Here is a 23,630-nt window from a genome sequence, read left to right as displayed (position 1 = left end):
ATTATGAACTATTAGATGGTATTGGCTGCCCAGACACTTACAGATCTTGCTGAGACTGAGAATTGTCCATAACCTTCCTCATCAATTGTAACTTGACTTTGGTGGTTTTCAAGTAAATCTACAAAGGTTTGGTTAGCCCATTCTTGGCCGACAAACATTGACTTGCTGTTTTCTTGGTCATTTGAAATCAAGACTGCGATTGGGGATTGATTTTCAGCACCTGAACGTACCCAACCGATACAGTTAGCATCGTCAAAGTAGTCTGTTTGATCTCCATAGGCCAAATCTTTTCGGATGGCTAGGAGACGGTCAAGGACTTCTTTGAAATCTTGTTGAGCATACTGCCCTGAAATCCCATAGTAGTCTCCGTAAAAGACACATGGCAGTCCATTTTGGCGTAATAGAATAAGGGCATAGGCTGCTGGCTTGAACCATTCTTCAACAGTCGACTCAAGGGCTTGTCCTCGTTGGGTATCATGGTTGTCGACAAAGGTTACAGCCTTGTCGGGCTTGAGTTCCACCAAGCTATCCGTGAAAATGCCACGAAGGTCGTAGTTGGAACCTGCTCGGCTAGCATCAAAGAGATTCTGGTGGAGACGAACATCGACAAGGTCAAAGCGTTCTTCCGTTTTTTCAAGATAGTCTAGATTGGCTTCCTTGTCAGGATTCCAGAATTCACCAAAAACATAGAAATCCTCACCGTATTTTTCCTTCATATCGCGGATAAAATTGCTCATGAAGAAAGAGTCAATGTGCTTAACGGCATCCAAACGGAAACCAGCTATACCAGTCGTCTCCATAAACCAGTCTGCCCAGTCATAGATATTTTTGATAACTTCAGGATGCTTAAAGTCTAGGTCGGCATACATGAGGTAGTCGTAGTTACCGTTTTCGTTATCGACCAATTCCTCGTTAGCCCAGCCCTTGTTGTCTCCTTGAATCAGATAAATCCCAGACTTTCGGCGTTTAGCATCATAGTCTGTACCTGTGAAGTGGTACCAGTGCCAGTGGAAGTCATTGTAGGTATCTTGGCGACCATCGAAGGTAAAACTAGTCCAGCCATTGATGGTGAAGGGTTCCCCAAGTTCAACTGTACGGTCTACAGGGTCCACTTCGATGACCTGAAAGGCTTCCATGTGATCGGCTGCAGCCTTGTGATTGAGCACTACATCGGCCATAGGTTGAATTCCCTGTGCTTTTAGAGCTTGAATGGCTTGAAGATAGTCTTCTTTAAAACCATACTTGGTGCGGATAGTACCTTTTTGGTTGAACTCTCCTAGGTCAAATAAGTCATAGACCCCATAGCCGACATCTTTTTCATTGGTCGCCTTAAAAGCTGGTGGCATCCAGACATGACTGATGCCGAGATTAGCTAGGTGTGGAGCATCTTCAGCCAGACGCGTCCAGTGCTGACCGTCGTGGGGCAGATACCATTCAAAGTATTGCATAAGTGTTTGATTTTTCATTGTTTTTCCTCTTACTTGTCAATCTTGTTCTTTATTCTATCATAAAGTATCTCTTAGGGCAAACGTTTGCGTAAGATAGAAAAAATATATTTTAACTACTTAAAATAAAGTATTGATTTTTTTGTATCAAAGTGCTAGTATAATAGTATGTAATATAGATAAAGATAGGAGTCATCCCATGATTGAATTTCAAAATGTTAGTAAGTTGTATGGTGATAAAGAGGCTTTGAGCAATCTCAATTTGCAGATTGAAAATGGGGAGATTATGGGCTTGATTGGCCATAATGGGGCTGGAAAATCGACCACTATAAAATCCCTAGTCAGTATCATTTCACCCAGCAGTGGTCGTATTCTGGTAGACGGTCAGGAGTTATCGGAAAATCGTTTAGCTATTAAACGAAAGATTGGCTACGTAGCAGACTCGCCTGACTTATTTTTACGCTTAACGGCCAATGAATTTTGGGAATTGATCGCCTCATCCTATGATCTGACTAGCTCTGACTTGGAGACTAGTCTAGCTAGGCTATTGAGTGTTTTTGATTTTGCTGAAAATCGCTATCAGGTTATTGAAACCCTTTCTCACGGAATGCGTCAGAAAGTCTTTGTCATCGGGGCACTCTTGTCTGATCCTGATATTTGGGTTTTGGACGAACCCTTGACTGGTTTGGATCCCCAGGCTGCCTTTGATTTGAAGCAGATGATGAAGGAGCATGCGCAAAAAGGCAAGACAGTTTTGTTTTCAACCCATGTCCTAGAGGTAGCCGAGCAAGTCTGTGATCGGATTGCCATTTTGAAAAAGGGACATTTGATTTATTGTGGTAGCGTAGAGGACTTGAGAAAAGACCATCCAGACCAGTCTTTAGAAAGTATCTACCTTAGCCTTGCTGGTAGAAAAGAGGAGGTTTCAGATGCGTCTCAAGGTCATTAAAAAATTAGTTGATATTAATATCCTCTATTCATCTCAAGAAGCTAATCTGGCTAACCTACGAAAGAAGCAGGCTAAGAATCCTGGGAAAAAAGTAAATGTTTCCGCTAGAGTCCTAAGTTCTTACATTTTTTCTAGTCTCTTGATGCTTTTCATGTTTATAAATATAGCCTTTCGTTTTCCTTTTGAGGAAATGCCAAGTTTTTTTAGTAGCATGGTTGCTATTTTACTGGTGCTTGCCTTTTCAACTTCTTTCACTGCATTTTACAATGTCTTTTATGAGAGTAAGGATTTGGTATCGTATAGACCCTATGCCTTTAAAGAATCAGAGATTATAATCGCTAAAGGACTGTCTGTCCTCTTGCCAGCTCTGCCTGGAATTGTACCAATCCTAGCTTATTTTCTAGTCCTCTACATTAGGCTAGCTCCTTCTCTGTGGCTGGGCTTGCCTTTGATGCTGCTGTCCTTGGCCCTATTATTTGTCTCTGTTACTTTAGTGATGGTAGTGGCAGTACATTTCTTGGCTCAGACTAGGGTCTTCAGAAAGTATCAGTCTATTTTTGCGAATGTGATGATTGGGATAGGAGTTCTCATACCTTTAATATTTGTCCTCTTTCTACAGTCGACTTTTGGAAGTATTGTTGACAAAGTTAGAGACATTCCATTTCTCCTTTATCCTCTTCATATCTTTTACAAAATAGCAGTGGAGCCTTTTTCGACAGAAGCCATACTGGGTCTGCTCGCTTGGATAACTCTAACTGTCTTCTTACTTTACCTGACCAAAAAGAAGGTTCTTCCTCATTTTTATGACGTGATTCTGCTTAACAGTGAGGAGAAGGTCAAGAAAGAACGTCGCAGCAAGGAGAGGATTTCAACTACTAAAAAGGGCTTTTTCCGTATGGTTTTACGCTACCACCTCACCCTCTTGGGACAGGGGACTGGCGTGATTACAGTGCTTTTTACAAGTGCTTTCCTTCCTTATCTCATGATGATCGGTCTGATTTCCAAAATCCGAGATTCTCAGATAGTTCCAGACATTCATCCTCCATACTGGTTACCCTTGTTTTTTGTAGGAGTGTTTATAGCAGTTGTTAATAACAATATCACCAGCCTGCATTCAATTGCCTTGTCCTTGGAGAGGGAAAATGTTGATTTTCTGAAGAGTTTACCCTTTGACTTTGCTCGCTATGTGAAAGTGAAATTTTGGATTATATTTGCTGTCCAGTCCTTTTTACCAGTTCTGACTTTACTTGGCCTTTCTCTATATCTAGGCTTGCCCATCCTTTCGATGATTTACCTTCTTGTAGTCTGGACCCTTGCCAGTGTCATCCTTTCTTGCCACCATTACTTTAAGGACGTGAAAAATCTGTCAACCAATTGGAGTAGCATTACGGACTTGGTGAACCGTTCAAATCGTATAGTCGCAATTGTTTTGATTTTTATTTATAGTGCAATCTTAATGGCCCTTGTAATAGGGAGCTTATTCTTGGTTCGGTCTCTCTCCCCTATCCTTGCCATTAGCTTGGGAGTAGGAGCTCTTATCCTCCTGCTTGGTCTTGCTATTTTTGGCTATCATTACTACCTGTCACGCATATTGGCAGAAATAGAAAAAAGATGAGCTAGTTGGTCGTTTGATTGATAAATTCAATTCGACAAACGCTTTTATAGTTTGTTAGAATGTAGTTGTAAATGATTAAGATTGGTAATTAAAAATATAGGGAGGAATGTTTTGAATAAGAAATATAATATAGTTCTATTATTGTTGTTTATAGTTTATTTATTGGGATATTTTTCAATTTCAAAAACTTTCATTCCTATAATGTGTGTGATCCAAGTATTTTTGATAGAACATATATTTAGAGTTCGAAATAGGATTATGCAGATAGGTGAAATTATAATTATTGTTGCTTCTATAATATTATTTATTGATAGTATATTGAGTTTGTAACAAAAGGCTTTTCTATAAAATCAAATTTTCCAGATACCTGCTGAAGCTGATTTATCTTCTCTCTATGCCTTCTCATCTTTATTTTACTATCTACACCACTAAACTTGACAGACATATATTGTAGGTACGACCTCTCTGTCTACAATCTCACAGTTAATACTCTTCGAAAATCTCTTCAAACCACGTCAGCTTTGCCTTGCCGTATATATGTGACTGACTTCGTCAGTCTTATCTACAACCTCAAAACACTGTTTTGAGCAGCCTGCGGCTAGCTTCCTAGTTTGCTCTTTGATTTTCATTGAGTATAACCTGAGGCTAGTTTCTTAGTTTGCTCTTTGATTTTCATTGATAAAAAGAAATGCTCCTACACGATGGAAGAGCATTTTTTTATTGTGATTTTGATTCGGTTTCTGCCGACTCTGGGTGGAGTTCTTGGTAACTTGGTGCCTTGAAAAGGTCAGTACTAGTTTTGCCTTGTCGTTGGCTAAAGAGACTAGTTGACTGACTTCCTTTTTCCTGCTCAATCTTTTGCAGAATTGGCAAGGAATTGAGGTAAGAAATACTTTCTGTATCAACTTTTCCAAGATGATCTGCTTGGTAGAAACGGATCAAATCGCCAGTTTGAATCTGGTCGCTGATTTTCAGCTGTTGACTAGCTACTTGACGAACGCTTTCCAGTTCGGTCTGAGTTTGTTCATCAAGATTACTGATTTCGAGACCACTTTCAGTATAGTAGGTTCGTCCGTCGTAGCTGGTGTATTTTGGTGTGACGAAGGAATTGGCAGTCCGAAAGGCAACGATTTCTTGGTGGTCTGGTGATAGGAGGTCTTGTCCAACTTGAAGGAAGGAACTGGACTCAATGCCAAGGAGGTGTTCGAGAGTCGGTAAGATATCGATTTGTCCACCGTAGGTATTGATGATTTGTCCTTTTTCATAGCCAGGAATGACCACCATAAAAGGCACTCGTTGCAACATGGCATTGTCGTAATTAGACCAGTTCTCAGAAGTCTTTCCAATCAAGGGAGCCAGCTCAGGATTTCGGGAGTTGGAAATACCATAATGGTCTCCGTAGATGACGATGATGGATTTTTCATAGAGGCCACTTTCTTTGAGATAGTCAAAGAAGGACTTGATAGCACTATCCAGATAGTTGGCGGTTTGGAAGTAGCCATTGATTGTTTCATCTTTTGTTTTGGCTAAGGGGAAACCAAGCTCATCGCCTGTTAGATTGCTAGCATAGGGATAGTGATTGGAGACCGTGATATACTTGGCATAAAAAGGCTGCTGCAAATGCTCCAGATATTGGATAGAATCTTTCATCATAATTTTATCATTCAAACCATATTGGAAAGAATTGCTACTGTCTTGCTTGGTGAAGTAGGAAGCATCAAAGAAGTATTGGTAGCCCCATTGTTTGTAGGTCGTATTTCGGTTCCAGAAGGTCCCAATATTGCCGTGAAAGACGGCACTCGATTGATAGCCGTTTTTTGATAGGATAAAAGGCGCAGCTTGCTGGGTATTGGTACCTCCATAGTTAACCATAAAAGAACCTTGATCAAGTCCAAACAAACCAGTCTCCAGCATGGTTTCTGCATCTGAGGTCTTCCCAGCCTTGACTTGGTTAAAGATATTCGAAAAGGCTAGGGTTGATTGCGAATGGTAGAGGGAGTTGAGGAAGGGAGTGACTTCATGCTCAGTTCCATCTAGGTTGAGTTTATAGTCAAGTAGGAACTGTTGGAAACTCTCCAAGTGGAGATAAATCACATTTTTCCCTTTGGCTAATCCAAAATAATCTGGATTAGGTTTAGCCGAATGTTCTTGAATATAATCTGTAATAGGTTGAAGATCAGTCTCAGAGGCCTTGGCACGTTCTTTGTTGGCACTGTAGGATTGGTTGGCACTATAGCCTAAAAAGGCTGGCAAACTAAGGGCACGAACAATATAATAATTAGAAAATCCTCGCGACAGGAGATCGGGACGCTCGATTTCAGCCAAGAAAAGGTTAGCTGAAAAGAGCAGGGCCGAGAGAGCAGTGATGGCAATACTGGATCGGAATTTGAAAGGTCTCCTATCCAGCTGGATGAATTTTTTATAGAAAAGGAAAGCCAGCAATGGGAAATCCATAAAATAGATGAAATCCCAAGGACGCAGTAACTCTAGTTCTGCAGTGCCGACAGACACCTTGCTGACCACCTTCATGGTATTAGCCGTGATAAAGTCGCTAAATTCTCGATAGTAAAAGACGTTAGAATAAAGCCAAATGAATAAAAGGCTATAAATAGCTATACTCAGGCCATAAAAAATCTTGGTTGACCGAGCATAGAGGGCTAGAGCCAGCAGGAGTAGTCCCAAGGGAAGGGGATTGAAAAAGGCGATAAAGGCAAGGTAATTTCCCTGCAACTTGCCCACTTGAATATCTAAATTAAAGTCAACGGCATAGGCTAATAAGGTTTTGAGCCAATAGAGGATTAAAAGGGTTAGGACAAAACCCAGTCTGGTACCGACAGCTTTTTGGATTTTGTTAAAATTGCTTTTCACACATTTACTTCCTAATTTTTTATTAGTATTAGTATACCATTTTTTAAAAGAAGAGTAAAAAAGCAAGGGTAGTTTCTTTTTTGAGAATTGGCTAAAAGTTTGATATAATGGTAGTTATGAATAGAATAAGAGTCAGCAAAAGGGTTGAAAAGAAGCTCGCCAAAGGTCTGGTTTTACTAGAAGCCAGTGATCTTGAGAATGTAAATCTTAAGGATCAGGAAGTAGAAGTGCAGAGTCAAGAAGGAACCTTTCTTGGGACTGCCTACCTTTCGCAGCAAAACAAGGGCTTGGGCTGGTTTGTTAGTAAGGACAAGGTGGCCTTCAATCAAGCTTTCTTTGAAACGCTGTTTAGACAAGCTAAAGAAAAGAGAAAATCCTATTATCAAGATGATTTGACAACCGCCTTTCGTCTCTTCAACCAAGAGGGAGATGGCTTTGGGGGTCTGACAGTGGACCTTTATGGCGACTATGCTGTCTTTTCTTGGTATAACTCTTATGTTTATCAGATTCGCAAGGCTATCTCAGAAGCCTTTAGACAGGTTTTTCCTGAGGTGTTAGGGGCCTATGAGAAGATCCGTTTTAAGGGTTTGGACTATGAATCTTCCCATGTTTATGGTCAAGAAGCACCTGACTTTTTCACTGTTTTGGAAAATGGTGTCTTGTATCAAGTCTTTATGAATGATGGCTTGATGACAGGGATTTTCCTAGACCAGCATGAAGTTCGCGGTAGTTTAGTGGATGGATTGGCTATGGGTAAATCCTTGCTCAATATGTTTTCTTACACAGCAGCCTTTTCAGTAGCTGCGGCCATGGGAGGAGCAAACCAGACAACTTCTGTTGACCTAGCCAAGCGTTCACGAGAATTGTCTCAAGCGCATTTTCAGGCAAATGGAATCAGTACAGACGACCATCGTTTTATAGTCATGGATGTCTTTGAATATTTCAAATATGCCAAACGAAAAGGCTTGACCTACGATGTGATTGTCCTAGATCCGCCTAGCTTTGCTCGGAATAAAAAACAAACTTTCTCTGTGGCTAAGGACTATCATAAGTTGATATCCCAGAGTCTTGAGATTTTAAATCCGGGAGGGATTATCATTGCCAGTACCAATGCTGCCAATGTTTCCCGTCAGAAATTTACAGAACAAATTGATAAAGGCTTTGCAGGAAGAAGTTACCAGATTTTTAAAAAATACGGTCTTCCAGCAGATTTTGCCTATAATAAAAAAGATGAAAGTAGTAATTACCTCAAGGTGATTAGTATGAAGGTTAGTAAATGAAATTGATCGTTTCAGTAATGCCAAGAAGTTTAGAGGAGGCCCAGGCTCTGGATGCCACGAGGTATCTGGATGCCGACATCATTGAATGGCGTGCCGACTATCTGCCTAAAGAAGCGATTTTGCAGGTAGCTCCAGCTATTTTTGAAAAATTCGCAGGCCGTGAGTTGGTTTTCACGCTGCGAACTCGTGCTGAAGGGGGAGAAATCGACCTTTCTTCAGAAGAATATATCCATCTAATCAAGGAAGTGGCGCAACTCTATCAACCAGACTATATTGATTTTGAGTACTATAGCTACAAGGATGTTTTTGAGGAAATGCTGGACTTTCCAAATCTCGTTTTGAGTTACCACAATTTCCAAGAAACACCTGAGAACATGATGGAAATCTTGTCAGAGTTGACGAGCTTAAATCCAAAACTTGTTAAGGTTGCGGTGATGGCTCACACGGAGCAGGATGTCTTAGACTTGATGAACTATACACGAGGCTTTAAAACCCTCAATCCTGAGCAGGAATATGTGACCATTTCTATGGGCAAGGTGGGTAAGGTCTCTCGTATCACTGCGGATGTGACAGGTTCGAGCTGGTCCTTTGCTAGTCTAGATGAGGCAAGTGCCCCAGGTCAGATTTCCTTAGCTAACATGAAAAAAATTCGGGAGATTTTGGATGAAGCTTGATGGCTATACACGTTTAGCTGCCGTTGTTGCCAATCCTATTAAGCATTCTATTTCCCCCTTTATTCACAACAGCGCCTTTGAGGCGACAGCTACCAACGGTGCTTATGTGGCTTGGGAGATTGAAGCGAGTGACTTAGCAGAAACGGTGGCCAATATTCGTCGCTACCAGATGTTTGGAATTAACCTTTCTATGCCCTATAAGGAGCAGGTGATTCCTTATTTGGATGAACTGAGTGACGAAGTGCGCTTGATCGGTGCGGTCAATACGGTTGTTAATGAGAATGGCAATTTAATTGGATATAATACAGATGGCAAGGGATTTTTTAAGAGCTTGCCTTCTTTTACAATTTCAGGTAAGAAGATGACCCTGCTGGGTGCAGGTGGTGCGGCCAAGTCCATTTTGGCACAAGCTATTTTGGACGGCGTCAGTCAGATTTCAGTTTTTGTTCGTTCAGTTTCGATGGAAAAAACAAGACCTTACCTGACCAAGTTACAGGAGCAGACAGGCTTTAAAGTGGACTTGTATGCTTTAGAAGATGTTTCTGAACTGCAAGCAAGGATTGCTGAGTCGGATTTACTGGTCAATGCGACAAGTGTAGGGATGGATGGTCAATCATCTCCAGTTCCTGAAAGCATAGTCTTACCAGCAACTCTCTTAGTAGCAGATATTATTTACCAACCCTTTGAGACGCCATTTTTGAAATGGGCTAGGAGGCAGGGCAATCCAGCCGTCAATGGTCTGGGTATGTTACTCTATCAAGCTGCAGAAGCTTTTCAACTGTGGACAGGAAAAGAAATGCCGACAGAAGAGATTTGGCAGTCCTTAACAGAAAAATACCAATAAAGAAAAGGAGACTCTCCTATGAAAATCAGAATCGATATTCCTCATCATCCTTATGATATTCAGATTGAAAAAGGTTGTCTGGCTCAGGCTGGTCAATGGTTGCGAGAACTCTGGCAACCACAAAAGGTAGTCATTGTGACAGATAACCATGTAGCTTCTCTTTATGCAGAGAAGGTCAAACTCAGCCTAGAAGATGCTGGTTTTCAGGTAGCTGTTTTTGACTTTTTAGAAGGCGAAGAAAGAAAGAATTTAACCACTGTTCAGAAAGTCTATGAATTTTTAGTCAAGCAGGGTTTGACTCGTAGCGATGGAATCGTGGCTCTCGGTGGTGGCGTTGTTGGGGACCTGGCAGGCTTTGTAGCCTCTACCTATATGCGGGGTATTCACTTTGTTCAGATTCCGACCAGTTTGACTGCTCAAGTTGATTCGTCTATCGGTGGAAAGACAGGTGTTAACACTCCATTTGCTAAGAATATGGTAGGAACTTTTGCCCAACCAGACGGGGTTCTGATTGACCCACTTGTTCTTGAAACCCTCGGAAAAAGAGAGTTGATTGAAGGAATGGGTGAAGTTATCAAGTATGGCTTGATTGAGGATCCAGAACTATGGACTCTATTGACGGAGCTGGATGGTTCTGTAGAGAGCATTCTGGAACATGCGGAGACTTTGATTGAACATTCTTGTCAGGTCAAGCGCAAGATGGTCGTTGAGGATGAGTTAGACAATGGTGTACGCCTTTACCTCAATTTTGGCCATACTATTGGCCATGCCATTGAAGCAACTGCCGGTTATGGCAAGGTCATGCATGGTGAAGCTGTGGCCATGGGAATGGTACAGATTTCCAAGGTGGCTGAGGAAAAAGGCCTTATGCCAGCTGACATAACTCAGTCTATTACAGAGATGTGTCAGAAATTTGGCTTGCCTGTTGATTATGAAAACTGGGATGTTGACAAGCTTTATCAGGCTTTGACTCATGATAAGAAAGCGCGTGGTAATACCTTGAAATTGGTCTTGGTACCAGAGCTCGGTTCAGCGACTATTCACCCAGTTTCTCTGGAAGAGATGAAAGACTACTTGGTAAAATAAGGAGAGTGTATGAGATATTTAACTGCAGGAGAATCACACGGCCCCCGTCTAACAGCTATTATTGAGGGAATTCCAGCTGGACTTCCATTGACAGCTGAGGATATCAATGAGGATCTTAGACGCCGTCAGGGTGGCTACGGTCGTGGTGGTCGTATGAAGATTGAGAGTGACCAGGTTGTCTTTACTTCGGGTGTTCGCCACGGGAAGACGACAGGGGCGCCTATTACTATGGATGTCATCAATAAGGACCACCAGAAATGGCTGGACATCATGTCTGCGGAGGACATTGAAGACCGCCTTAAAAGCAAGCGGAAAATTACTCATCCTCGTCCAGGTCATGCCGACTTGGTTGGGGGTATCAAGTACCGTTTTGACGATTTGCGAAATTCTTTGGAGCGTTCATCAGCTCGTGAAACCACCATGCGAGTGGCAGTCGGGGCTGTAGCCAAACGCCTCTTGGCTGAATTGAATATGGAGATTGCCAACCATGTCGTGGTCTTTGGTGGCAAGGAAATCGATGTACCTGAAAATCTGACAGTGGCTGAGATTAAGGAGCGAGCTGCCCAGTCTGAAGTTTCTATTGTCAATCAAGAACGAGAGCAGGAAATCAAGGACTATATTGACCAAATCAAACGTGACGGTGATACCATCGGTGGGGTTGTGGAGACAGTCGTCGGAGGCGTTCCAGTTGGTCTTGGTTCCTATGTCCAATGGGACAGAAAATTGGATGCACGATTAGCCCAAGCTGTTGTCTCTATCAATGCCTTTAAAGGAGTAGAATTTGGCCTCGGCTTTGAAGCTGGTTACCGCAAAGGAAGCCAAGTTATGGACGAAATTCTCTGGTCTAAAGAAGACGGCTATACCCGTCGTACCAACAATCTAGGGGGCTTTGAAGGTGGTATGACCAATGGGCAACCCATCGTTGTTCGTGGAGTCATGAAACCTATTCCTACTCTCTACAAACCACTTATGAGTGTGGATATCGAAACCCACGAACCTTACAAGGCGACCGTGGAGAGAAGTGATCCGACCGCCCTTCCAGCTGCAGGAGTGGTCATGGAAGCCGTTGTGGCAACGGTTCTGGCACAAGAAATCCTTGAAAAATTCTCATCAGACAATCTTGAGGAACTAAAAGAAGCGGTAGCCCAACACCGAGACTATACAAAGAACTATTAAGGAGTTCCTATGGCAAAAACAGTCTATATCGCAGGCCTTGGATTGATTGGTGCCTCTCTGGCCCTTGGCATCAAACGTGATCATCCAGATTATGAAATTTTAGGTTATAATCGTAGCCAAGCTTCGAGAGATATCGCCTTGAAAGAAGGCATGATTGACCGTGCAACGGATGATTTTGCCAGTTTTGCTCCTTTGGCAGATATCATCATTCTCAGCTTGCCAATAAAGCAAACCATTTCCTTTATTAAGGAGTTGGCCAACTTGGACTTGAAAGAAGGCGTTATTATTTCAGATGCTGGTTCGACCAAGTCAGCCATTGTAGATGCGGCGGAGAACTATTTAGCTGGCAAGTCTGTTCGCTTTGTCGGAGCTCATCCCATGGCTGGTAGTCACAAGACAGGGGCTGCTTCTGCGGATGTCAATCTTTTTGAAAATGCCTATTATATCTTTACACCTTCGAGTCTGACAAGTCCTGATACGCTTGAGGAAATGAAGGACTTGCTTTCAGGTCTTCATGCCCGTTTTATCGAGATTGATGCCAAGGAGCACGATCGTGTCACTTCTCAGATTAGCCATTTCCCTCATATTCTGGCTTCTAGTCTTATGGAGCAGACCGCGATCTATGCTCAAGAACATGAGATGGCAAGGCGCTTTGCAGCCGGTGGTTTTCGAGATATGACTCGGATTGCGGAAAGCGAACCAGGTATGTGGACCTCCATTCTCTTGTCCAATCGTGAGACTATTCTAGACCGCATTGAGGATTTCAAGGAACGGTTGGAAGCGATTGGGCAAGCCATCAGCAAGGGAGATGAAGAGCAAATCTGGAACTTTTTCAATCAAGCGCGTGAGCAACGTCAGGCCATGGAAATCCATAAGCGTGGTGGTGTGGATAGCTCTTACGACCTCTATGTTGACGTTCCCGATGAAGAAGACGTTATTTTACGAATCTTGGAATTGCTACGTGGAACTTCCTTGGTTAATATTCACATCAATGAGGAAAACCGTGAGGATATTCACGGAATCCTACAAATTTCATTTAAAAATGCTCAGGACTTGGAACGAGCCGAGCATCTCATAACAGAAAATACCGACTACACAGTCGTCATCAAATAAGGAGAAAAATATGCCTAAAATAGAGCCTAGATTCATATTTGGTATTATCTTTATTTCTTTTATCTTACTTAGAGCTTACGCTGTTAAAAAAGATGTGAAAACTAATTCAGGAGCAAGTGTCGAGACAAAAAATGAACCATCCAAGAAAGAAACAAGTTCAGAGAAAACTAATTCAAAGTATGTAGACGATAGGATTATTAATGATTTTATTAACAGCTATAATCAAAATTCTAATAGCCCATTAGAAAATATCAAAAAAGGAAATATAAAAATAAAATATTTCGCATCAAGCTACGGATATTACTTGGAGCTTTTACATGCAAATGATACTGATAAAATCAATGTAACAATAAATCAGACAAATGAAAATAGTGAATCTGGTGTTGCAGGAATGAAAGAAGTATTTCATGATATTGTTAAATCGATTGAATCATCATTATCTGATGATGAGATAAATAACTATTTTGATAATCTTATGTCAAATGAAATAAAAACAGGTTCTAATTTAGGAACTTTGAAGATAGAGTATATACCAGATAAGGAATTAAGCAATGGACATTCAAGAGGTCATATAAAAGTGATTGCACAATAATAAAGACCACAGAGTGATTAGTAATTTTAAAAGAAATAAATAAGGAGAAAATCATGTCAAATATTTACGATAGTGCAAACGAACTCAGTCGCGGTCTACGCGAATTACCAGAATACAAGGCTGTTAAAGCAGCTAAAGATGCGATTGCAGCAGATGCTGAGGCAAGCAAAATTTTTACAGAATATGTTGCTTTCCAAGAGGAAATTCAAAGACTAGCACAGACAGGTCAAATGCCAGACGCTTCCTTTCAAGCGAAAATGGAAGGCTTTGGTAAACAGATTCAAGGAAATAGCCTCTTGTCAGAATTCTTTACCAAGCAACAACAATTGGCAATTTACCTTTCTGACATTGAAAAAATTGTTTTCGAACCAGTTTCAGAATTGCTAAAATAAGAAAATAACTATCCTAAAGTCAGGAATTTTTAAGGAATTTCTGGCTTTTTATGATAAAATAAGTAAAAGTATTGCAAGTATGAGGTCCAGTATGAAACTAAAAACAAACATTTGCCACTTACACGGCAGTATCCGCGTTCCAGGTGACAAGTCTATTAGCCATCGGTCCATTATCTTTGGAAGTTTGGCTGAGGGTGAGACCAAGGTTTATGATATATTACGTGGCGAAGACGTCCTTTCGACCATGCAAGCCTTTCGTGATCTTGGTGTTGAGATTGAGGATAAAGATGGGGTTATTACCATCCAAGGTGTAGGTATGGATGGCTTAAAAGCTCCGCAAAATGCCCTTGATATGGGAAATTCTGGAACCTCGATTCGCCTGATTTCAGGTGTTCTTGCTGGTGCAGACTTTGAAGTAGAAATGTTTGGAGATGACAGTCTTTCCAAACGACCTATGGACCGTGTGACGATTCCATTGAAAAAAATGGGCGTCAGCATTTCGGGACAAACTGAGCGAGACCTGCCTCCTCTTCACTTAAAGGGGACTAAGAATTTAACACCTATTCAATATGAGTTGCCAATTGCCTCTGCCCAAGTTAAGTCAGCCTTGATGTTTGCAGCCTTGCAGGCTCAGGGAGAGTCCGTTATTATCGAAAAAGAATGCACCCGTAACCATACTGAAGATATGCTGCAACAATTTGGTGGTCATTTAAGTGTGGACGGCAAGAAAATCACAGTCCAAGGACCGCAAAAATTGACAGGACAAAAGGTGGTTGTTCCAGGAGATATTTCCAGTGCAGCCTTTTGGTTGGTCGCAGGTTTGATTGTTCCAAACTCTCGTGTGGTGCTTAAAAATGTGGGCATCAACGAAACGCGTACAGGTATCATTGATGTCATTCGCGCCATGGGTGGAAAATTGGAAATAACTGAAATCGATCCAGTCGCTAAATCTGCAACCTTGACTGTTGAATCTTCTGACTTGAAAGGAACAGAGATTGGTGGTGCCTTGATTCCACGCTTGATTGATGAATTGCCTATTATTTCCCTACTTGCGACCCAAGCCCAAGGTGTTACAGTTATCAAGGATGCTGAGGAGCTCAAGGTCAAGGAAACAGACCGCATTCAGGTTGTGGCAGACGCCTTAAATAGCATGGGAGCAGATATTACTCCTACGGCAGATGGGATGATTATCAAAGGGAAATCAGCCCTTCACGGTGCTAGAGTCAATACGTTTGGTGACCACCGTATCGGCATGATGACAGCCATTGCAGCCCTCTTGGTTGCAGATGGAGAAGTGGAACTTGACCGTGCAGAAGCCATCAATACCAGCTATCCTAGTTTCTTTGATGATTTGGAGAACTTGATTCATGGCTAAGGTGTTATTAGGCTTTATGGGAGCTGGCAAATCTACTATTGCAAGAGGCTTGGATCCTAATTACCTCGATATGGATGCTCTGATAGAGAAGCGCCTAGGTATGTCCATTGCGAATTTTTTTGCTGAAAAGGGAGAAGCGGCCTTTCGTCAGGTAGAATCAGAAGTCCTAGCTGATTTACTACAGACAGACCAAGTCGTGTCGACTGGTGGAGGAGTAGTCATTTCTCAGAAAAATCGCGACTTACTCAAAACCAATTCTGATAATATTTATCTGAAAGCAGATTTTGAAACCCTCTACCAACGCATATCAGCTGATCAGGACAATCAGCGTCCGCTTTTTCTAAATAATAGCAAGGAAGAATTAGTAGCTATTTTCCAAGAAAGACAGGTTTGGTATGAGGAAGTGGCTAGTCGGATTTTGGATGTGACCAAGTTAAGCCCAGAGGAAATTATAGAGGAACTGAGATGAAAATTGCTTATCTAGGTCCCAAGGGATCATTTTCACATCACGTTGTGCAGACAGCTTTTCCTCATGAGGAATTGCAGGCCTTTGCCAATATTACAGATGTCATCAAGGCCTATGAGCAAGGATTGGTGGACTATTCTGTGGTGCCAGTTGAAAATTCTATCGAGGGTAGTGTTCATGAAACCTTGGACTACCTTTTTCATCAGGCTCGCATCCAAGCAGTGGCAGAAATCGTTCAGCCTATTCATCAGCAGTTGATGGTGGTCCCAGGCCACACTAAGATTGAAAAGATTTTTTCACATCCACAGGCCTTGGCTCAAGGAAAGAAATTCATCGATGAACAGTATCCAGAGGCCCAAATCGAGGTGACTGCTAGTACAGCTTATGCGGCCCGCTTTATTTCAGAACATCCAGACCAGCCTTTTGCGGCAATTGCACCTAGAAGTTCTGCAGAAGAATATGGCTTGGAACTGATTGCCGAGGATATTCAGGAAATGGAAGCCAATTTCACACGTTTCTGGGTTCTGGGAGCTGAAAAGCCTAGTATTCCCTTGCAAGCACAAAGGGAGAAAATGAGTTTGGCCCTGACCTTACCTGACAACCTTCCAGGTGCACTTTATAAGGCCCTGTCGACATTTGCTTGGCGAGGAATTGACCTGACAAAAATTGAAAGTCGTCCACTCAAGACAGCACTGGGTGAATACTTTTTCATTATCGATGTGGACTATACTGATAAGGACTTGGTTCACTTTGCCCAAAAAGAATTAGAAGCCATCGGAATCCAGTATAAGGTTCTGGGTGCCTATCCGATTTATCCAATATCAGACCATGGAAAGGAGAGAAGATGAGTAAAGAAAATCCTCTCAGTCATCATGAAAAATTACGTTATGATTATTTACTAAAAAATATTCACTATCTCAATGAGAGAGAAAAAAATGAGTTTGCCTATTTGCAAGAAAAGCTAACTCTTGCTAGAGTAAATAGTAGTTCCAGCTTGGAACAAGAAAGAGAAGAGCAGGTTGACTTACCAAGCTATGCGAACCGGAGTCGCTCACAATCCAAATCACAAGCACTTTCTGCTCCTCCCAAAAAGAAAAGACGAAAGCTCCGTCTTAAACGCATTTTTATGGTGATTTTTTCACTTTTAGTCTGTGTGGCTTTGGCCATGGTATTCATGTTTTTACGTGGTTACCAAGATGCTAGTGCAAAGAAAACTGCTGATGCTAAGGCAGCACAGGTTCAAGTCTTTAATGGTCAGGACACTAGAGACGGGGTTAATATTTTGATCATGGGGACGGACGGTCGAATTGGTCAAAATAGTGCTGAGACGCGGACAGACTCTATTATGGTATTAAATGTTGGCGGCTCAGATAAGAAAATGAAGCTAGTCAGTTTCATGCGTGACAATTTGGTTTATATAGACGGTTACAGTCAAGTGATTAACGGTAGAAAACAGACGGATAACAAGTTAAACGTAGCCTACGAGTTAGGAGAACAAGAGGGGCAAAAAGGGGCAGAAATGGTTCGTCAAGTCTTGAAAGATAATTTTGACTTGGACATTAAGTACTATGCCTTGGTCGATTTTCAGGCCTTTGCAACAGCGATTGACACGCTTTTCCCTGATGGGGTGACAATTGATGCCCAATTTTCAACATTGAATGGGCGCCAACTAACAGAAGCTACAGTTGGAGATGATTTACACGCTACTGAGACTGAGTCTCCAACCCAAACCATCAAAGTCGGGAAACAGCAGATGAACGGTTCAACCTTGCTCAATTATGCTCGCTTCCGTGATGATGATGAGGCAGATTACGGCCGTACCAAAAGACAGCAACAAGTACTTACAGCCGTTCTTCAGCAAATCAAGGATCCAACCAAGCTCTTTACAGGCTCAGAGGCACTTGGCAAGGTATTCGCAATGACTTCAACGAATGTTCCTTATACCTTCCTGTTAACAAATGGCTTGTCTTTCCTAGACGGAGCGCAAAATGGTATTGAGAGATTAACAGTTCCAGAACTAGGTGATTGGGTCGATGCCTATGATGTCTATGGAGGCTTGGGGTTGCTGGTTGATCAAAACAAATATCAGAATAAATTATCTCAGATGGGCTTGAGATAAAATAAGATAGGAGAATCAAAGTCTGATAGCTATTTGGATAGCAGTCAGGCTTTGATTTTTTACAGTCTGCAATAGATTTTCACCCCCTATTTGTGGTATAATGAAACGATACGATAGAAAGAATAATGAACAATATGACTGATTTAAAAGCAATTCAGGCTCGTAGTCTGGAGATGGCTGAATACTTTGTGGCCTTTTGCAAGGAGCATGATTTACTTTGTTATCTCTGTGGAGGGGGTGCTATTGGTGCCCTTCGAAACAAGGGTTTTATTCCTTGGGATGACGACCTAGACTTTTTTATGCCTCGTAAAGATTATGAGAAATTAGCAGAATTATGGCCTCGTTATGCAGATGAACGTTATTTCTTGTCAAAGAGTCACAAGGATTTTGTCGACCGTAATCTTTTTATTACCATTCGTGACAAGGAAACTACCTGCATTAAACCTTACCAGCAAGATTTGGATTTGCCACATGGTTTGGCTTTGGATGTTTTGCCCTTGGATTATTATCCTAAAAATCCAGCTGAGCGGAAAAAACAGGTTCGTTGGGCACTGATTTATTCTCTTTTTTGTGCTCAAACTATTCCAGAAAAGCATGGCGCACTTATGAAATGGGGAAGCCGCATTTTACTGGGCGTGACACCAAAATCTCTTCGTTATCACATTTGGAAAAAAGCTGAGAAAGAAATGACCAAGTATGATTTGGCTGATAGTGATGGCATTACAGAATTATGCTCAGGTCCTGGCTATATGAGAAATAAGTATCCAATCGCATCTTTTGAAGATAATCTTTTCTTGCCATTTGAAGGCACAGAGATGCCTATTCCAGTTGGCTATGATGCCTATCTCAGTACTGCTTTTGGGGATTATATGACGCCACCACCAGCAGACAAGCAGCTACCGCATCATGATGCTGTCATCGCTGATATGGATAAGTCTTATACAGAATACAAGGGAGAATATGGTGGCTAAGAAAAAAATCTTATTTTTTATGTGGTCTTTTTCTCTCGGAGGTGGAGCAGAGAAGATTTTATCTACCATTGTTTCAAATCTGGATCCAGAAAAGTATGATATTGATATTCTTGAAATGGAGCATTTTGACAAGGGATACGAATCAGTTCCTAAACATGTAGGCATTTTAAAATCCTTTCAGGATTATCGCCAAGCCAGATGGTTACGAGCTCTTTTGTGGAGAATGAGAATTTATTTTCCAAGACTGACTCGGCGCTTGCTTGTGAAAGATGACTATGATGTTGAAGTTTCCTTTACCATTATGAATCCACCACTGTTGTTCTCTAAAAGAAGAGAAGTCAAGAAAATCTCTTGGATTCATGGAAGTATTGAAGAATTTCTTAAGGATAGCTCAAAAAGAAAATCACATAGACGACAGTTGGATGCTGCGGATACCATTGTAGGGATCTCAAAAAAGACCAGCCATTCTATCAAGGAAGTCTATCCAGATTATGCTTCAAAATTACAGACGGTCTACAATGGTTATGATTTTAAGACTATCCTAGAAAAATCTCAAGAGAAGATTGATATCGAGATTGCGCCTCAAAGTATCTGTACTATCGGACGGATTGAAGAAAATAAGGGTTCTGACCGTGTGGTGGAAGTGATACGGTTATTACACCAAGAGGGGAAAAATTATCACCTTTACTTTATAGGTGCTGGTGATATGGAAGAGGAACTGAAAAAACGGGTCAAAGAGTATGAGCTTGAGGACTACGTACATTTCCTTGGCTATCAAAAAAATCCTTATCAGTATTTATCTCAGACGAAAGTTCTCTTGTCTATGTCTAAGCAAGAAGGTTTTCCTGGAGTGTATGTTGAAGCCTTGAGTCTGGGACTTCCTTTTGTCTCTACAGATGTTGGAGGGGCTGAGGAATTATCCCAAGAAGGTCGATTTGGACAAATCATTGAGAGCAATCAAGAGGCAGCTCAGGCAATTACAAACTACATGACATCTGCCTCAAACTTCGATGTCGATGAGGCTAGCCAATTCATTCAACAATTTACAATTGCCAAACAAATCGAACAAGTAGAAAAACTATTAGAGGAGTAGCATGGAAACTGCATTAATTAGTGTCATTGTGCCAGTCTATAATGTGGCGCAGTACCTAGAAAAATCGATAGCTTCCATTCAGAAGCAGACCTATCAAAATCTGGAAATTATTCTTGTTGATGATGGTGCAACAGATGAGAGTGGTCGCTTGTGTGATTCAATCGCTGAACAAGATGACAGGGTGTCAGTACTTCATAAAAAGAATGAAGGATTGTCACAAGCACGAAATGATGGAATGAAGCAGGCTCACGGGGATTATCTGATTTTTATTGACTCAGATGATTATATCCATACAGAAATGATTCAGAGTTTATATGAGCAATTAGTTCAAGAAGATGCGGATGTTTCAAGCTGTGGTGTCATGAATGTCTATGCTAATGATGAAAGCCCACAGTCAGCCAATCAGGATGACTATTTTGTCTGTGATTCCCAAACATTTCTAAGGGAATACCTCATAGGTGAAAAAATACCTGGAACGATTTGTAATAAGCTAATCAAGAGAGAGATTGCAACTGCCCTATCCTTTCCAAAGGGATTGATTTATGAAGATGCTTATTATCATTTTGATTTGATCAAGTTGGCTAAGAAGTACGTGGTTAATACCAAACCCTATTATTACTATTTCCATAGAGGGGATAGTATTACGACTAAACCCTATGCAGAGAAGGATTTAGCCTATATTGATATCTACCAAAAGTTTTACAATGAAATTGTGAAAAACTATCCTGACTTGAAAGAGGTTGCTTTTTTCAGATTAGCCTATGCCCACTTCTTTATTCTGGATAAGATGTTGCTAGATGATCAGTATAAACAGTTTGAAGCCTATTCTCAGATTCATCGTTTTTTAAAAGGCCATGCCCTTGCTATTTCTAGGAATCCAATTTTCCGTAAGGGGAGAAGAATTAGTGCTTTGGCTCTATTCATAAATATTTCCTTATACCGATTCTTATTACTGAAAAATATTGAAAAATCTAAAAAATTACATTAGAACGGGGGTGAGCAAGTGATTGATGGAAAACGATTATTATTTAGTTTGACCATAGTCAGTTATGCCTTGACGCTAGTAAGTGGAATTGTGTATCTGTTTAATAATAACAATGTTAGCTTGCTTTCTACTTTATTGTTCTTACTGGTTAGTAGCTTAATTGCCTGCTGGAATGACATCAAGTATTACTTAATCCATTTTATTTTCTATTTAACCATTTTTGTCTTTCTGGTATCAAGACCGACCATTGATTATTTTAGAGATGGCGCTTTGGATACCTATCATCCGATAGCCTATCGCTTTGCCTTTATAGTCGTTATGGTTTCGATTCTGGGCTTGACCACAGGGGGGCTCCTAGCTCGCTATTTTATAGCTAGAAAGAAAATACAAGTACCCAAGATAGGAAGTTCTCTAAAAGATGTTTACATCAAGCGGTTGCGCTTTGTATCGCTAGGAGTTTTTCTTCTAACCTATCCTTTCTATTTTATTCGCTTATTTGAACGACTCTTGTATCGCTTGCAGACTTCCTACTATGCCTACTATGCAAACTTTGAAAGTAAGCTGCCTTATTTTACCTATATCTTATCAACCTTTACGGTCTATGCAATGTGTATGTATCTGGCAACCAAGCCAAAGAAATTGCAGGCAACAGCAGTGCTTGTCTCCTTTATTGCAGCCAATACCATTCATTTGGCAATCGGGACACGCAATCCCTTTATTTTAAGTATTTTATTTGCTTTTGTTTATTACTTTATGCGGGAGCAAACTGAAAAAGGAAAATGGATTGGGTTTAAAGAAAAGTTAGCGATTTTTGTAGGTTCTCCTATTCTCATGTTAGCAATGGGAGTGCTCAATTATGTACGGGATAATGTCCAGGTTTCCCATACAGGTTTCTGGGATATCTTGCTTGACTTTATCTATAAACAAGGAACCAGTTTTGGCGTTCTGGCTCGAGGTTTTCTATTTAACAGTAGCCTCCCTTACCGAGATTTCCGTAATTTTACATTTGGTCCTGTCCTTGATTATTTTGCAAGGGGAAGTTTGGGGGCCATTTTCGGAGGTAAAGCCTTTGAGCATACAACCAATAGTGTGGAGCTAGCTATTGATAGTAATAGTTATGCCCACAATTTGTCCTATCTTGTTTTGAACAAGGAATATTTAAAAGGACATGGTATCGGAAGTAGCTATATCATGGAGTTGTATACAGACTATGGTATGATAGGAGTCTTTCTACTTAGTCTCTTGCTAGGTATGTTATTCATAGCCATGCTGCAAGTAGCCTATCGCTCAAGAACAATCCTATTTGCCTTGTCCCTACTCATTTTGAATAATCTATTCTTTATGCCAAGAAGTAGCTTTTCAGAAAGTTTCTTCAATCTATTTACAATGCAATTCTGGGGAATTGTTCTTGTGATTATATTTGTAGCAAAAATGCTTACAAAAGAGAACCAGTATCTACTCAACAAAGGAGAAAAAAATCATGTTTGAACATTATTCAGTAGCTGATTTGTTTGCAAATCTTTACAAAAAACGAAAAGTAAATATTTTAGCTCTCATCGCTTTATTTGCTTTCATTGCTGTACCATTTACAATTAAAGCAGTTAAGAATAAAAATACTGTCAAAGACACAACAAGTTATTCAACTTATCTTAGCTATAAAATCACTCCTCCAGAAGATTCAGCTAAAACGATTTTGAATCATCAAATTGGTGGTTATAGTGATTTTTATGGGAAATTGATTGATGGGAATTTGAATGGAGCTTATCTTTTCAATGATGTAGAACCCAGTGAGTTGAAAAAAATTGCCAGTGAATTAGATACGACAGAAACAACCTTGAAAAATTCTACGAATGATTATTGGTGGAAAAAACTGACCGTCTACTATATGATTGACGATGCAGGGGTTGGTGTGAAAATTTTGACACCAAGTAAAGATGCTAATGACTTGTTGGAGCGAAAAATTGATGGATTGATTGAGAAATTTAAACACACTTTTGCAAATGTAAAAATTGAAAAATTGGAAACCATCAACTCTAAAGAATTGAATGCAAATGGTGAGACAGCGCTTGGATTGAATGTGAAGAATTTGATTCTCCGTTTAGCTGTTATTGGAGTAGTCTGTGTGATTTTGGTTGTGATGGGAAATGTATTGGTTTATCTCTTTAATCCAACAATCAATAGAGCAGGTGATTTTTCTCAGTATCAAATTGATTTTGTAACAGAGATTACAACAATTGCCAATCTAGCAGATGTCTTGTCATACAAAAATGCTGGACAAGAATTAACAATCGTTAGCTCAAACAAAGCTATCCTAGATAAATTGAAACAAAATCAAGAGTCTTTAAAAGGAATGCATTTTGTAGATTTACAGGATATACCATCTCTTTTGGAAAGAGATACAGTCCTTCTTGTTGAAGAGTATGGAGTGACTCGTTATAAGAAATTTGAGCAAAGTCTTCAAATTCTTAGAAACTTGAATCGTTCTATCCTCGGTGTAGCAACCTTTAAACTATAAGCTTTCTGATGTATTAGGTCTTCAAAGTCGGACAAGAAGTTTGATTTTGAATGCTTTTTCTATTTGTTAGCA

At 40.7% G+C, this 23,630-nt stretch carries 21 protein-coding genes; 19 read left to right on the top strand and 2 right to left on the bottom strand.

The genetic code is table 11. The features are described from left to right. Positions 1-11: 11 nt before the first annotated feature. The gene (locus tag ACLV7Q_RS05415) at positions 12-1,466 is read right to left on the bottom strand and encodes an alpha-amylase (RefSeq protein ID WP_218758023.1); all 1,455 of its coding nucleotides are present in this window, start codon (positions 1,464-1,466) and stop codon (positions 12-14) included. A 178-nt stretch (positions 1,467-1,644) separates the two neighbouring features. Between ACLV7Q_RS05415 and ACLV7Q_RS05410 the strand changes: the two genes are divergently transcribed. Then, on the top strand, positions 1,645-2,394 hold the full coding sequence (locus ACLV7Q_RS05410; protein WP_045606052.1) for an ABC transporter ATP-binding protein: 750 nt from the start codon (positions 1,645-1,647) through the stop codon (positions 2,392-2,394). Further along, positions 2,375-4,009 (top strand): hypothetical protein, encoded by a 1,635-nt coding sequence (locus ACLV7Q_RS05405; protein WP_218758024.1) that lies wholly within the window; start codon positions 2,375-2,377, stop codon positions 4,007-4,009. The genes ACLV7Q_RS05410 and ACLV7Q_RS05405 overlap by 20 nt, the downstream gene beginning before the upstream one ends. Before the next feature lie 717 nt (positions 4,010-4,726). Here ACLV7Q_RS05405 and ACLV7Q_RS05400 read toward each other — a convergent pair. After that, positions 4,727-6,877, bottom strand: a complete 2,151-nt coding sequence (locus ACLV7Q_RS05400) for an LTA synthase family protein (RefSeq protein WP_218758025.1) — start codon at positions 6,875-6,877, stop codon at positions 4,727-4,729. A gap of 116 nt (positions 6,878-6,993) precedes the next feature. On the opposite strand from ACLV7Q_RS05400, the gene ACLV7Q_RS05395 reads away from it, so the two are divergent. The 17 genes from ACLV7Q_RS05395 to ACLV7Q_RS05315 all read left to right on the top strand — a co-directional run bounded on the left by ACLV7Q_RS05395 (position 6,994) and on the right by ACLV7Q_RS05315 (position 23,558). Then, positions 6,994-8,157, top strand: a complete 1,164-nt coding sequence (locus ACLV7Q_RS05395) for a class I SAM-dependent rRNA methyltransferase (RefSeq protein ID WP_218758026.1) — start codon at positions 6,994-6,996, stop codon at positions 8,155-8,157. Continuing rightward, positions 8,154-8,831 carry a type I 3-dehydroquinate dehydratase gene (gene aroD, locus ACLV7Q_RS05390; protein WP_125393032.1) on the top strand — a complete coding sequence of 226 codons (678 nt, stop codon included), beginning with the start codon at positions 8,154-8,156 and terminating at the stop codon, positions 8,829-8,831. Before ACLV7Q_RS05395 ends, aroD begins: the two co-directional genes overlap by 4 nt. Continuing rightward, positions 8,821-9,675: a shikimate dehydrogenase gene (locus ACLV7Q_RS05385; RefSeq protein ID WP_218758027.1), complete on the top strand. Its 855-nt coding sequence runs from the start codon at positions 8,821-8,823 to the stop codon at positions 9,673-9,675. Before aroD ends, ACLV7Q_RS05385 begins: the two co-directional genes overlap by 11 nt. An 18-nt stretch (positions 9,676-9,693) precedes the next feature. Beyond that, entirely contained in the window at positions 9,694-10,761 is a 1,068-nt protein-coding gene (gene aroB / locus ACLV7Q_RS05380) for a 3-dehydroquinate synthase (RefSeq protein ID WP_218758028.1), read from the top strand. A 9-nt stretch (positions 10,762-10,770) separates the two neighbouring features. Then, positions 10,771-11,937 carry a chorismate synthase gene (gene aroC / locus ACLV7Q_RS05375; protein WP_218758029.1) on the top strand — a complete coding sequence of 389 codons (1,167 nt, stop codon included), beginning with the start codon at positions 10,771-10,773 and terminating at the stop codon, positions 11,935-11,937. A gap of 9 nt (positions 11,938-11,946) precedes the next feature. After that, a complete protein-coding gene (locus ACLV7Q_RS05370) occupies positions 11,947-13,050 on the top strand; it encodes a prephenate dehydrogenase (RefSeq protein WP_218758030.1) in 1,104 nt (367 codons plus the stop codon). A 10-nt stretch (positions 13,051-13,060) separates the two neighbouring features. Continuing rightward, entirely contained in the window at positions 13,061-13,642 is a 582-nt protein-coding gene (locus tag ACLV7Q_RS05365) for a hypothetical protein (protein ID WP_218758031.1), read from the top strand. Between the two features lie 53 nt (positions 13,643-13,695). Continuing rightward, positions 13,696-14,034 carry a YlbF/YmcA family competence regulator gene (locus ACLV7Q_RS05360; protein ID WP_000065969.1) on the top strand — a complete coding sequence of 113 codons (339 nt, stop codon included), beginning with the start codon at positions 13,696-13,698 and terminating at the stop codon, positions 14,032-14,034. Between the two features lie 91 nt (positions 14,035-14,125). Beyond that, positions 14,126-15,409, top strand: coding sequence for a 3-phosphoshikimate 1-carboxyvinyltransferase (gene aroA / locus ACLV7Q_RS05355; protein ID WP_218758032.1), 1,284 nt, complete (start codon positions 14,126-14,128; stop codon positions 15,407-15,409). Continuing rightward, positions 15,402-15,878, top strand: coding sequence for a shikimate kinase (locus tag ACLV7Q_RS05350; protein WP_218758033.1), 477 nt, complete (start codon positions 15,402-15,404; stop codon positions 15,876-15,878). Before aroA ends, ACLV7Q_RS05350 begins: the two co-directional genes overlap by 8 nt. Then, entirely contained in the window at positions 15,875-16,723 is an 849-nt protein-coding gene (gene pheA, locus ACLV7Q_RS05345) for a prephenate dehydratase (RefSeq protein WP_218758034.1), read from the top strand. Before ACLV7Q_RS05350 ends, pheA begins: the two co-directional genes overlap by 4 nt. Then, positions 16,720-17,994 carry a polyisoprenyl-teichoic acid--peptidoglycan teichoic acid transferase Psr gene (gene psr / locus ACLV7Q_RS05340; protein WP_218758035.1) on the top strand — a complete coding sequence of 425 codons (1,275 nt, stop codon included), beginning with the start codon at positions 16,720-16,722 and terminating at the stop codon, positions 17,992-17,994. The genes pheA and psr overlap by 4 nt, the downstream gene beginning before the upstream one ends. Positions 17,995-18,119: 125 nt before the next feature. Then, the gene (locus tag ACLV7Q_RS05335; RefSeq protein WP_218758036.1) at positions 18,120-18,965 is read left to right on the top strand and encodes a LicD family protein; all 846 of its coding nucleotides are present in this window, start codon (positions 18,120-18,122) and stop codon (positions 18,963-18,965) included. Beyond that, a complete protein-coding gene (locus ACLV7Q_RS05330; protein WP_172923862.1) occupies positions 18,955-20,058 on the top strand; it encodes a glycosyltransferase in 1,104 nt (367 codons plus the stop codon). Before ACLV7Q_RS05335 ends, ACLV7Q_RS05330 begins: the two co-directional genes overlap by 11 nt. A 1-nt stretch (position 20,059) precedes the next feature. Further along, positions 20,060-21,046: a glycosyltransferase family 2 protein gene (locus ACLV7Q_RS05325; protein WP_218758037.1), complete on the top strand. Its 987-nt coding sequence runs from the start codon at positions 20,060-20,062 to the stop codon at positions 21,044-21,046. Between the two features lie 15 nt (positions 21,047-21,061). Further along, on the top strand, positions 21,062-22,531 hold the full coding sequence (locus ACLV7Q_RS05320; RefSeq protein ID WP_218758038.1) for an O-antigen polysaccharide polymerase Wzy family protein: 1,470 nt from the start codon (positions 21,062-21,064) through the stop codon (positions 22,529-22,531). Further along, positions 22,524-23,558 (top strand): prephenate dehydratase, encoded by a 1,035-nt coding sequence (locus tag ACLV7Q_RS05315; protein WP_218758039.1) that lies wholly within the window; start codon positions 22,524-22,526, stop codon positions 23,556-23,558. The genes ACLV7Q_RS05320 and ACLV7Q_RS05315 overlap by 8 nt, the downstream gene beginning before the upstream one ends. The last annotated feature ends 72 nt before the right edge of the window (positions 23,559-23,630 follow it).

Source organism: Streptococcus mitis, assembly GCF_965111725.1.
Lineage (GTDB): Bacteria > Bacillota > Bacilli > Lactobacillales > Streptococcaceae > Streptococcus > Streptococcus mitis_DV.
The sequence above is the reverse complement of the archived record's forward strand: the minus strand, read 5'-3'. Positions and strand labels throughout refer to the sequence as shown.

Bases quoted from the DNA above. Each gene is read 5' to 3' on its own strand.
- ACLV7Q_RS05335 (WP_218758036.1), top strand. From the start codon at position 18,120: ATGAACAATATGACTGATTTAAAAGCAATTCAGGCTCGTAGTCTGGAG.
- pheA (WP_218758034.1), top strand. From the start codon at position 15,875: ATGAAAATTGCTTATCTAGGTCCCAAGGGATCATTTTCACATCACGTT.
- aroC (WP_218758029.1), top strand. From the start codon at position 10,771: ATGAGATATTTAACTGCAGGAGAATCACACGGCCCCCGTCTAACAGCT.
- ACLV7Q_RS05385 (WP_218758027.1), top strand. From the start codon at position 8,821: ATGAAGCTTGATGGCTATACACGTTTAGCTGCCGTTGTTGCCAATCCT.
- psr (WP_218758035.1), top strand. From the start codon at position 16,720: ATGAGTAAAGAAAATCCTCTCAGTCATCATGAAAAATTACGTTATGAT.
- ACLV7Q_RS05360 (WP_000065969.1), top strand. From the start codon at position 13,696: ATGTCAAATATTTACGATAGTGCAAACGAACTCAGTCGCGGTCTACGC.
- ACLV7Q_RS05350 (WP_218758033.1), top strand. From the start codon at position 15,402: ATGGCTAAGGTGTTATTAGGCTTTATGGGAGCTGGCAAATCTACTATT.
- ACLV7Q_RS05405 (WP_218758024.1), top strand. From the start codon at position 2,375: ATGCGTCTCAAGGTCATTAAAAAATTAGTTGATATTAATATCCTCTAT.
- ACLV7Q_RS05325 (WP_218758037.1), top strand. From the start codon at position 20,060: ATGGAAACTGCATTAATTAGTGTCATTGTGCCAGTCTATAATGTGGCG.
- ACLV7Q_RS05330 (WP_172923862.1), top strand. From the start codon at position 18,955: ATGGTGGCTAAGAAAAAAATCTTATTTTTTATGTGGTCTTTTTCTCTC.
- aroB (WP_218758028.1), top strand. From the start codon at position 9,694: ATGAAAATCAGAATCGATATTCCTCATCATCCTTATGATATTCAGATT.
- ACLV7Q_RS05370 (WP_218758030.1), top strand. From the start codon at position 11,947: ATGGCAAAAACAGTCTATATCGCAGGCCTTGGATTGATTGGTGCCTCT.
- aroA (WP_218758032.1), top strand. From the start codon at position 14,126: ATGAAACTAAAAACAAACATTTGCCACTTACACGGCAGTATCCGCGTT.
- ACLV7Q_RS05410 (WP_045606052.1), top strand. From the start codon at position 1,645: ATGATTGAATTTCAAAATGTTAGTAAGTTGTATGGTGATAAAGAGGCT.
- ACLV7Q_RS05395 (WP_218758026.1), top strand. From the start codon at position 6,994: ATGAATAGAATAAGAGTCAGCAAAAGGGTTGAAAAGAAGCTCGCCAAA.
- ACLV7Q_RS05365 (WP_218758031.1), top strand. From the start codon at position 13,061: ATGCCTAAAATAGAGCCTAGATTCATATTTGGTATTATCTTTATTTCT.
- ACLV7Q_RS05415 (WP_218758023.1), bottom strand. From the start codon at position 1,466: ATGAAAAATCAAACACTTATGCAATACTTTGAATGGTATCTGCCCCAC.
- aroD (WP_125393032.1), top strand. From the start codon at position 8,154: ATGAAATTGATCGTTTCAGTAATGCCAAGAAGTTTAGAGGAGGCCCAG.
- ACLV7Q_RS05315 (WP_218758039.1), top strand. From the start codon at position 22,524: ATGTTTGAACATTATTCAGTAGCTGATTTGTTTGCAAATCTTTACAAA.